We start from the raw sequence: 10,559 nt of genomic DNA, 5'->3' as shown, positions 1-10,559 counted from the left end.
CTAGCGTTGTGGAACCACACCGACTCCATCCCGAACTCGGAGGTGAAACGCAACTGCGGCGAAGATACTCGGTGGGTGACTGCCTGGGAAAATAGCTCAGTGCCAGGTTGATTTTTAGTTAGATTGACTATAATAAAGGGTCGCTCTTCAAGAGCGACCCTTTATTATAGGATTGAGCTAATGCAAACTGCTTTGTTTCCACTGTGCAATTGCCAAAAGAAGCCGTTTCCTGTAGTTTGCTTGTTAGTAAATGCTATTTTTGGGCTACCCTCTCTAATAGATATCTGGGGCATGGGTCATGGCAAATCACTGGGCGATCGCAATTGGCATCAATCAATATCAGTTTTTCCAGCCTCTTAGCTATGCCCAAGCGGATGCACAAACGCTGTGGCAGTTTCTTGTTGACGAAGCTGGATGGTCAGCAGACGAGTGTCTGGTGTTAACGGACACCTCACCGCCGATTAGCGATCAGTCAACTTACCCTACTAAGGAAAACCTGCTGGATTGGTTAGATGAGTGGTGCCATGCGCCAGTAAACGTCGATGATTCGCTCTGGTTCTTTTTCAGTGGGTATGGAATGACTCTCGACGGGGAGGATTACCTAATGCCCAGTCAAGGAGACCCAGATGAAATAGCGGAAACTGGTATATCAGTAAGATCGCTCTTTACCACTCTCAAAGAGTCGGCGGCTAAAAATATTTTGGTGCTGCTAGATATAAACCGCAGTCAGGGCGGTCAAGCAGGTGCAAAGGTAGGGGCGCAAACTTTGGAATTAGCCCAAACAATGGGTATTGCCACAGTCCTGTCCTGCCAAGTTGATCAATTTTCTTACGAAGCGTCCTCACTGGGTCATGGATTATTTACAGCAGTACTGCTAGAAGGACTGCGATATAACCAAGGCAAGAATTTGGAGAGTCTGGAGCGTTATCTGCGATCGCACCTGCCTGAGTTGAGCGAACACCACTGGCGACCCGTTCAGATACCCTTGAGTGCAATACCCTCTTCGGCAAGTAACTACAAACTCCCAACGCTCCTCCCGAACGGAGTGATGAACTGGAATGCGACCTTAGCTTCAGATACACCTCCAGTAGCTTCCACTTCTGGTATGCACAACGTCGGAATGGCTCGTCAGGAGGCTAATCCGGGTATGGTGGGGCATAATAACGTAGCTGGTGCAGCCGCCTTGACCCAGAAGCAGACTTCTAAAGCATCGGAGACAAACTATAGCCCTTCCGGTATCCGCTCAGGGATTGGTCAAGGTGCTATCGTCCCCCAGACAAGTGTGTCATCTACAAGGGTAGTAGATGACACACCCTGGTGGCTGAATCTGCTTTTGTGGTGCGGTGGTATCGCATTGGTAGTGGCATTGATAGGGGGGGTATTTCTCCGTAACCGAGCCGCATTTATCGGTCAGCAGGCAATAAATACCTCAACAAATGCCACTCCTGGTAGCACCACACCAACTGCTGTATCGTTACAGTCAGCTTCTTCAGGTTCCGAATCCCAGAATCCAGTGGGGGGCACCGAGAGCCAAGCGGGGGCGAATCAAGCGGTGTTAGATAAAGCAAGAACTTTGATCGTCCCAAATCAAGCTTCTCAGTTTAGTCAGGCGATCGCAGAAGCCCAGAAAATAAAACCAGGTGAACCTCTCTACGAACAGGCACAGCAAGACATTGCACGCTGGAGCGGTGTGATTCTGGATTTAGCTAACGGGCGAGCAAAACAAGGGCAGTTTGATAAGGCGATCGCAGCGGCACGACTGGTTCCAGAGGATAATCAGTCCATTTATAAGGAAGCTCAAGGAGCGATTGCCAGCTGGCGTGAAAAAGCACAGCAGCAGCGAACCAACAAAAGCCTTCTCCAATCTGCTCAAGGATTAATTCAACCCGGACAAGCTTCTTCTTACACTCGCGCCATCGCCGCTGTTCGCAAAGTACCCCCCGATCAGCCTGGATATACCGAGGCACAACAGTTAATTGCCCAGTGGAGCAAAACGATTTATCAGACAGCGCAGACTCGCGCCTCTGATGGAAGGCTTAAAGAAGCCATTCAGACAGCGGCTTTAGTCCCGAAAGACACACCTACCTATACGACTGCCCAGAAGGCAATTGACCAGTGGCAAAAAAAGGTACAAGGTACAAAGTAAAAGCCAAATTTGCAAAAGACAAAACGTTGTCCGCTATTAGCCTTACCACCCTTGCATTGCCACTAAATCAATACAAAGTTGATTAATTGCTTCTCTATCTACACTTCTAGGCAGGGTAGATTTAGCGTAGGCTTCATCGAGTCCTTTGTACAAATTGTTAGCGATCGCCATGACTTCTTCATAGCGATACTCGCCGTTTTTAATGGCTAGCAATTCCCGTGCATCGCCGGTTTCCCGGCGATCGACTATTAAGGTTTGTGTCTCTAAAATTTCGATACCTGTTCTTAATAAGCGGATAGCCTGCATCGCAAATTTAGAGTCATACCCCACTTTAGCTTCCATCGCTGCCCGTGCTGGATTGCGATTTTTTTTCCATTGTTGGTAGTTATCGTATTCTCGGCGGGCGTTTTGATACTGCTGGCTTTTTTGCAGCAGTTTAATAAATTCTTCCGAGCTGCCGGTAAGTTTCCGGGTGTACTCCAGCGGTTCTTCTGGTAAAGCGTATTGCTTCAATACCCCCTTAAAATCAATTTTGGCAGTTAGCAAATGATAAAGTTCCTGCGCTTCTTCCAAAAACTGAATTCGGCCTCTAATTAACAAGTAGAGATATTCTAGAAACGCATGAATTTCGCCCACCGTCAGCGCTTGGGCAGGTTCTAATCCAAAGTCTTCTGGCTCAGGTTTTCTGGTTGGTGGTTCGAGTAACCAGCGGCGGTGAGACTCTAATTTTTTTATTTGGGCATAACCGTATCCCGCATAAGTGTGCTTCACCTTTTTTGACAGAAACATTTGTTTATGGCGTCTCAAGGTATTACCGACTTCAGTTAAAAGAACATAATCTTTGAACCAGAGAAGCTCTAAAATATTTGGGTTGTTGTCGGCAGACAGTTCTAAAAATTTTTTCAGCTCATAAATACAAGTATCTTTAGTGAGATAAGAAATTTTCCCTGGCTCTTCTGTCCAACCTCTATCCTTTTGTTCAATTTGAGAAAATCCCAGGTAATAAGGCTTAGTTGCCACAAAAATACCGCGATAGTCATAGTCTGAGGTTGCAGTCGCTAAACCGTAGCCCCTGGAACCTGTCAAAGCAATCAGAATCGTTCTATCTTCAACTTCTTGGCGATTCATAGATTAATCGGATGAGGAATAAGTTTCAAGTTGCTGTTTCTCGTTCCCAGGCTGAGCCTCCTCAGAGCTGAGATAAAGTGCGGATTCTGAACGCACCAACCTGTTGAGGGTCGCTTCCATTACAGCCGTAGTTTGACCGGAAACAGTAAACACCAGTGCCTCGCGGTAAACTCGCTGTGCTGCGTGGTGGCTGTAGTTGGCGGCACCACGGGAAACGGTAACGGCAGCATGGGCACACCGCACAGCTAAATCAATTGCCCAAGCTCGGATTTGCAGACGATCTGCAAAGGGTTTAGGGGGATGTCTGATGGCAGTGCTACAGGCGGTGAGTTCCCGGTTGAGTGACTTAAAAGCTTTGGAAATAAAGGCGTTTGGCTTGGTTAGAGCGGCAGCTTCCAGAATATCAAGTCCAGCTCTAGCGCATCCCAAAGCAAAAAAGCCTTGGTGAAGGACATTCTTCAAATCGTTTTCGTGAATCCAACCCGCAGGCTTGATAGAGACAACACGCTCTTGAGGCAAAAACCAACTGGTAAGATTTGCAGTGACGGTATTGGTTGAGGTCATTGCTGCCAGTTGCATTGGCTGGGTAAATGTAATTGCACCCCCCCTCTCCCGATCCCTCGCAACAAAGGGCACAATGCCAAAGACTGCGCCCCCATCGGGGAGTGTTGCGGCGACAATAAACTCTTGAAACAAGCCCCAGCCCGTAACCCAAGGCACTTGTCCCTCTAGATGATATCCCCCTTCTACCGGAAAGGCTTTCACAGTTGGGTCGCCCTGCCGCCGCAATTGAGAGAAGCCGACGCCGACTAAAATATCCCCGTTACTCATATGGGGAAGATACTGGCATTTAAGAGAAGAATTTTTGCTAGCAGCCAGCATCCCGCCAGCACTTTGATGTTGAGCCTGCAAAAATGCCAAAGCGCCGGAGTATCTTGCGATTAGCTCTTGAAAAGTCCGAAAAGTCTGTTCGTTGACTTCGGAACCACCCCACTCTTGGGGAACTCGCAACGCCAGTAAAGAACGTTCGCCAAGTCCTTTAAGCGCCTCTCGTAGTGCTTCTGGGCTGCCATCTATCTGTGTGGCTAATGGTGCAACCGATTTTCTTAGATAAGACTCGGCGATGTCTAGCAGGTGTAGCGGGTTATCCATACCTCTACCGTATCGACTTCGCGGCTACTGAGTCCACAATAATCGAAAGCGCTGGTCAAAGCCACCTCGTTCTGAACGTCGTTTTTCTTGTTCTGCCAAAATTGAGGAACGCTCTATTTGACAAGCTGCACACAAGGCATCGATGACTTCGTATAGGTCAGCGAGTTCTTTCACTAAGTCTTGAGCAGTAGCTTCAGCGGCTTCTTGCGCTTCTTCGATGAGTTTATCTCGCAACGCTTGGTGATACTCTGCCTCTGACATTACCTGGACTTTGCACTCTCGCCCTGCTTGATGAATGATTTCGGGAATGCGATCGCGTACCAGCTTATTGTACTCTTGATGCACTATAGTTCCTCAACGATGAAAGAAGTTTCCCTAGGAAAATACCTTACTTTAGAAGATTTTTGCACCTGTAGCCAGACTTATCAAAAGTACGCATCCAAAATTTATCCATTTCCCCAAAATACAGAAGAAACGCTGCCTGCATTACAAAAGCTAAATCAACTTATCTTAGATCCAATAATTGACTATTTCGGCGTTAATAATTTCCGCCTAACTTATGGCTTTTGTTCCAAGCACTTAAAAAGATACCTAGATAAAAAAGACCCAGAAACAGGTCATAAAAATGGTCGAGTTGCACCGGAACTCGACCAGCATATGGCGCATGAAATGAACAAAAATGGTAAGTATTACTGTAAACGACTAGGCGCTGCTTGCGATTTTTTGATCGTTAGTTCAGGTAGCGATCGCGTTATCGATTGGATATTAAGTCAAAAATTACCATTTGATTCTCTATACTTTTATGGAGTAGATAAACCAATTCATATCAGTTATGGTTTTCAACACAAGAGAGACATCAGAACCTTCACAGCATCGGGGCAACCAACACAAAAGGGAATTGAACATTGGATTCAGTTAGCAAAAGAATTGTGAAGCTAGTTTGAATTGAACTTAATGAACTTTTTTTAACTTCAAAATTATGCCAAGGAAAGCGCAAAGTTACGCCAAGGAAAGAAAACAAAAATCTTTGCGTACCTCAGCGTTAACCTTTGCGCTCTTTGCGTTTAAAAAGATGTTACTTTTGTATTTTTCCTTTTTTCACGAACTGCTGTTAATTCCTGCACCCGAATCGGATCGGCGTCTTTACGCCAGCAAAGACAATAATCTTCTATTTCTAGGCAGTTTGCCTTTAAGCATTGTTGCCAATCTCTAAGCGTTTTAATATTCCGTTCATTATTTAAAAGTCCCCATTCTTCTTCCTGTTGAGTGAGTCGAGAAAAATTTTCATAATTCGGATAATCGGGGGTGATAACAGTTTCTTTTCGATGTAGGATTGGTGGATTAACATCATCTTCGTAATCCCGGTAGCTAACGCTCAAATCTCTCAGATCGATTTGCATACTGGTGTGCAGAACCGGATGAGGATCGGTATCGAAATTGGGGTAGAACAAATATGAGATTTTTGGTTTGTAGGTGTGAAATTTAATTAGTGTGGCTTCATCCATGCGTCCAATTGTACGGCTGGCACAGCCTTCGTAGAGGCGCAGCAACGGGTCGAGTTCGGAAAAAGCTGAGACATGAACCATGAAGGAACTAGGATAGAGAGGTGCGTATTTAAAACCACTGGTACAGCCAACCAAGCTTTGTTGACAGCAGTGGGCAATTACACCGGGATCGCCTAGACTAAATAGCATTTCCTCAGCTAATTCCCAGGCTTCGTCGTAGCTACCAAATAAACATTTGATATCGTTACGGACTTCTGGGGAGATTTGTTTGAGCTTCAGATGATTGAACTTGCCTAACGCGAGATAAACTAAAAGGTCTAAGCGGCGTTTTTGAGCGATCGCATCCCACTCTTTTTGGTCAGTTGCTTGTAAAATGACCTGGAAGGCACGGCGAAACCCGCCAAATTCAGCCCTCAAATTCTCCAATTCTGGTTTTTCATTTTTGACAGGCAGACGACCGCGTTCGGTGACAAAAGCCATCAGCGGTGCCAGCATTTCCTGGTAATCTTCAAATCGCTTGATGTTGGCACGAATTCTGGGAGTTGTGGCGCGAGAACGAAAGCGAGAGGCGCGGTAAGCTTCGGCAAGGCTTTCATCTCGGAAAACAAAGTAAATGCCTAATGCAACTGGCACCGCATTAACATTAAGAACTTGGTCAATATAAATTTTAAGTTCTTCCTGTTCGTAGTATTTCTGAAAAGTATTGCGGCGAGTAATCACCCCATCGCCGTAGGCAACTTGACCCGTTCCTCGATCATCAATTAAAACCAGTGCAGCAACAATTAAGACTTTTTCTGTTAACTCCCAGGCGTTTAATAATGCTTCTCGACGCTCATCTGTGCGTTCAATAACATTGATGATATAACCGAGATTAACAATATCAGCGGTGGTGCGGGGGGTATCCGGAGAGTAATAAGGGTCCCATCCAGCGCTGGTGTAGCCCTTTTCCGCTATGTGCTGAATATCGCTTCCGTAGCCGCAACCATAGTCAAAGAAAGTGCTATCTTCACTAAATAAGCCAGCTTCTAAAGCGAGACGCACGGGGCGAGAAAGATTTTTACGAGCAATTGCAGCTTTGTGACGCTCTATTTTAGGCAGTGTCGAATGTAGAGAGGTTGGATGTAAGTTCTCTACAACTTGCCGCCGAATAACTTGATGACCCTGGATTTCGACACCATAATCTTGTAAGCATTCTAACCAACCCCGAAGCGTTCCAATGCCACGGGTTTTGTCTAAAAGCCGCAATTTCTCTTCTTGCCGAGTGAGGTTGGCGAATTTTTCGTAGTGGGGATAATCGGGGGTGACAAAGGTTTCTTTGCGGTGGAGGACAGGGGGATTGTCGCTAGTACTGTAGTCTCGGTAAGTTGAACTCCCGTCCCGAACATCAATCTGAATGCTAGCTTGCAAGGCGGGATGAGGGTCGGTATCAAAGTCAGGATACAACAAGTAAGAGATTTTAGGCTGCTCGATGTTGAATTTAATTAAGGTAGCGCAATCAATACGTCCTACCGTTCGTCTGGCATAGCCCTCGTAGAGCCTCAGCAGAGGGTCGAGTTGAGAAAGTGCTGACACATGAACGTAGAGGGCACCCGGCAGCAATTTACCGATGGGGCTTTGTTGGCAGCAGTTGACAATGACACTCAGGTCGTTCGCGCCCAATAAAATCGGCTCGTCGCTGTCAAACCAGCCATGAAGATTATTTTGAACTTCGGCGGCTAAGTTTTCCAGGTGGGAACAATCATTGCTAACAGCAAGGTAGAGGAGAGTGTCTTGACGGGGATGTGCTTTAGCGCAGCGGTTCAGAAACAGCTTGGCATCCCACTCTTCTACTTTGTATGTGTTCAGCATCATGGTCGCACCATTTCCCTGAAACAATGATGGATACAAAGTAGAGTAAACCTATTAATTCCTAAATTGCTGATTTATTCATTTCTGTAAAAATAATTTACTTAATTTTGAAATAGTCGGAATGGGGTGGTGGAATATACACAACAAGGTGCAACAAGCGATACAACTAACAGAAGGACATTTCATTTTTTGAGAGTTTCTTGAGCTACTACCGCCTACAGCACCAAGTTTTTGAGCCTGACTACCTCAGCGAATTGCAGGGGCAGATTCTCGCTTGTCCCTATTTTGCGGTTAACAACTTGAACCGCGACTTTATCGGCACGAAGGGATTTTCGATTGTATTTCAGCGTTCGGGCTTGGGCGAAGTTGAACGAAGTTTTCCCTTTTTCAAACCTTATCTCAACGTGGCTTTGCACTCGACGTGTAATGCCTTCTATCTCAATCCCCTGATGCTGAAAGAGGGTTCCCGCGTCGATCCCCACATTGACCGCAGTCTGCGCTCTTACTGCAAGAGTATCGAACCGCCAGCCTGGGTGAGTGTCCTCTATGTTCAAGTGCCACGGGATTTGATGGGAGGAGAGTTAGTGTTACGCTGCCAGAAGCGCAATGTAGGACAAGTCCGCCCGCAAGCCAACACGTTGCTAGATTTTCAGGGCGATTTAACTCATTCAGTGAATCAAGTCACCAGTTCAGGGTTTCGCCTGAGTTTGGTTTGCGAGCAGTACAGCTTGTGTGAAGACCAACTCCAAGAGATTCCAGAGTTTACGATTGAATCGAGGGCGATTAAGTCAAAGGGAAAGAAGAAGGAAAAGCTAAAAATTTAGCAAAATTCTAGAATATGCTGGGCGGTAATTTGGGACTGTTCCAAGTGAGGAACGTGACCGCAATTTTCGATCCAGATGAGTTGAGAAAGCGCGATCGCTCTTTTAAATTTCTCTGCGTCAGCCGTCCCTAAAATCCTGTCAAACTGTCCCCACAGAATCAGTGTCGGCTTGTCGATTTGAGCAATTTTATCGCTCAAAAAGTTGTACCCCCCGCTTTTAGTGAAGGCAATCAGGGCATCATGCCAATTGGGGAGATCGAGGTGCAACGCCGCACACCGTAAAGCATCGAGAGAGGCAAAGCTTTGATCGTGGTAAGCACTGCGTGAAATGCGATCGCGCACTTTCTGATTTCGCAAAAATGAAGTCGCCAGGTAACTGATGGGAGGAAACAACAACCTGCCGATGTTGGGGGGACTAGCGAAACCAGCGCTATCAATCAACACCAACTTTTGCACCGCTTCCGGGTAAGTAAGGGTAAAATCAATTGCCGCTGCACCCCCCATTGAAGTTCCCACGAGAACGATTGGCTGGTTAATCAGCGTTTTCCAGAAGTAGTAGAGATGGGTTTTAATGGCTGTTGGGCTAAACGGGAGTCCAGCCGGTCGTTCGGTAAAGCCGAAACCCAACAAATCCACAACCCACGCTTCATTCTGGGTTGCCAGCAGTGGTAGGAGGCGACGGAACTCAAATATAGAGCTATCGAAGCCATGCAGCAACAGGATGGGCGTTCCGCCGCTACCCTGATGAACGTAGGTGGTAGCGATCGCCTGTTGCGAGAGAGGAGTTGCGATCGCAGTCTGCTCGATACTCTCTGCTAGGGCTATCGAGGTGGATTCTGTCAGCGCTTGGGCTGCGGATGGTAGAAAACGGGTAAACATGAGTTTTAGTTTACCGTGGAGAAGGGTGATACAGAAGTAGAGGTAGCAAACCATAACCCCTGAGTCACACCAAAACAAAAGGAGATCGGCTCTTGAAAAATCAGTACGCGCAGAATTTACAATTATCAATCCTAGGGATTATCACTGCCTTAGTCCTCTTTATTAGTCTCAATTCTTTTGTAATTATTAACCCAGGTCAGGCAGGAGTCATCAGTATCTTAGGGAAAGCGAGAGATGGAGCTGTGCTAGAAGGCATCCACCTCAAACCCCCACTGATCTCAGTTGTAGACATCTATGATTTGACCGTGCAAAAATTTGAAGTTCCGGCACAGAGTTCTACCAAGGATCTACAGGATCTCTCTGCTAGATTTGCCATCAACTTTCGCCTCGACCCTATCCAAGTCGTTGAGGTGAGAAGGAAACAAGGAACCTTAGAGAATATCGTGTCAAAAATTATTGCACCGCAGACTCAGGAATCTTTTAAAGTAGCAGCGGCTAGGAGAACCGTTGAAGAAGCAATTACTAAAAGAGAGGAACTGAAACAAGACTTTGATACTGCCTTGGGTCAACGGTTAGATAAGTACGGAATTATCGTGCTAGATACTAGTGTCGTTGACCTAACTTTCTCCCCTGAGTTTGCGAGGGCAGTTGAAGAGAAACAAATTGCCGAACAGCGGGCGCAACGAGCAGTCTATGTGGCGCAAGAAGCTGAACAAGAAGCCCAAGCAGACATCAATCGCGCCAGAGGTAGAGCTGAGGCTCAACGACTCCTAGCTGAAACCCTAAAGCAACAAGGGGGTGGGCTAGTTCTTCAGAAAGAAGCGATCGAAGCGTGGAGACAAGGAGGTTCCCAAATGCCAAAAGTTCTCGTCACGGGTGGTGACTCTAATAGCAGTATCCCATTTCTCTTTAACCTGGGTAATCTTCAGGATGCAACTTCCCATCAATAGTTTTAGGGGGTAGATTCGCCTCGTCAGAATTAAGAAGGCGAACCATGAGCGAATAAAATTAAGGGTTGCCAGCTAACACATCGTTACGCTCAGTTATGCTTATGCTTCGCCCCTACATAGATGGTTTT

9 protein-coding genes and 1 rRNA gene are annotated in these 10,559 nt (G+C 46.4%); 5 read left to right on the top strand and 5 right to left on the bottom strand.

Translation table 11 applies throughout. The annotated features are described in order from the left end of the window. A 5S ribosomal RNA gene (gene rrf / locus NC997_RS23115) occupies window positions 1–108 on the top strand; the annotation flags it as partial. A 190-nt stretch (window positions 109–298) separates the two neighbouring features. Next, a complete protein-coding gene (locus NC997_RS23110; protein WP_190523909.1) occupies window positions 299–2,146 on the top strand; it encodes a caspase family protein in 1,848 nt (615 codons plus the stop codon). Between the two features lie 42 nt (window positions 2,147–2,188). Here the strand turns inward: NC997_RS23110 and NC997_RS23105 are convergent, their stop codons facing one another. Genes NC997_RS23105 through NC997_RS23095 form a run of 3 tightly spaced genes read right to left on the bottom strand, consistent with a single transcriptional unit; the run spans window position 2,189 to window position 4,771 of the window. Next, a complete protein-coding gene (locus NC997_RS23105; RefSeq protein WP_190523906.1) occupies window positions 2,189–3,274 on the bottom strand; it encodes a nucleotidyltransferase domain-containing protein in 1,086 nt (361 codons plus the stop codon). Between the two features lie 3 nt (window positions 3,275–3,277). Further along, window positions 3,278–4,426, bottom strand: coding sequence for an acyl-CoA dehydrogenase family protein (locus NC997_RS23100; protein ID WP_190523903.1), 1,149 nt, complete (start codon window positions 4,424–4,426; stop codon window positions 3,278–3,280). Between the two features lie 24 nt (window positions 4,427–4,450). Beyond that, window positions 4,451–4,771 (bottom strand): nucleoside triphosphate pyrophosphohydrolase, encoded by a 321-nt coding sequence (locus tag NC997_RS23095; RefSeq protein WP_190433228.1) that lies wholly within the window; start codon window positions 4,769–4,771, stop codon window positions 4,451–4,453. Window positions 4,772–4,786: 15 nt separating this feature from the next. Between NC997_RS23095 and NC997_RS23090 the strand changes: the two genes are divergently transcribed. Beyond that, window positions 4,787–5,359, top strand: a complete 573-nt coding sequence (locus tag NC997_RS23090; RefSeq protein WP_190523900.1) for a hypothetical protein — start codon at window positions 4,787–4,789, stop codon at window positions 5,357–5,359. 131 nt (window positions 5,360–5,490) lie between these two features. Here NC997_RS23090 and NC997_RS23085 read toward each other — a convergent pair whose 3' ends face one another. Continuing rightward, a complete protein-coding gene (locus tag NC997_RS23085; protein ID WP_199305994.1) occupies window positions 5,491–7,782 on the bottom strand; it encodes a DNA phosphorothioation-associated putative methyltransferase in 2,292 nt (763 codons plus the stop codon). A gap of 197 nt (window positions 7,783–7,979) precedes the next feature. On the opposite strand from NC997_RS23085, the gene NC997_RS23080 reads away from it, so the two are divergent. Continuing rightward, window positions 7,980–8,603: a 2OG-Fe(II) oxygenase gene (locus NC997_RS23080; RefSeq protein ID WP_190523897.1), complete on the top strand. Its 624-nt coding sequence runs from the start codon at window positions 7,980–7,982 to the stop codon at window positions 8,601–8,603. Here NC997_RS23080 and NC997_RS23075 read toward each other — a convergent pair. After that, entirely contained in the window at window positions 8,600–9,481 is an 882-nt protein-coding gene (locus NC997_RS23075) for an alpha/beta hydrolase (protein WP_190523894.1), read from the bottom strand. The two genes, NC997_RS23080 and NC997_RS23075, sit on opposite strands and share 4 nt — an antisense overlap. A gap of 92 nt (window positions 9,482–9,573) precedes the next feature. Here NC997_RS23075 and NC997_RS23070 point away from each other — a divergent pair, with 92 nt between their 5' ends. Next, a complete protein-coding gene (locus tag NC997_RS23070) occupies window positions 9,574–10,431 on the top strand; it encodes a prohibitin family protein (RefSeq protein ID WP_190523891.1) in 858 nt (285 codons plus the stop codon). Window positions 10,432–10,559: the final 128 nt, after the last annotated feature.

The sequence above is a fragment of the Trichocoleus sp. DQ-A2 genome, assembly GCF_039961915.1.
In the GTDB taxonomy this organism is placed as follows: Bacteria; Cyanobacteriota; Cyanobacteriia; order Cyanobacteriales; family FACHB-T130; genus FACHB-T130.
This window is presented reverse-complemented; position numbering and strand designations above follow the sequence as displayed.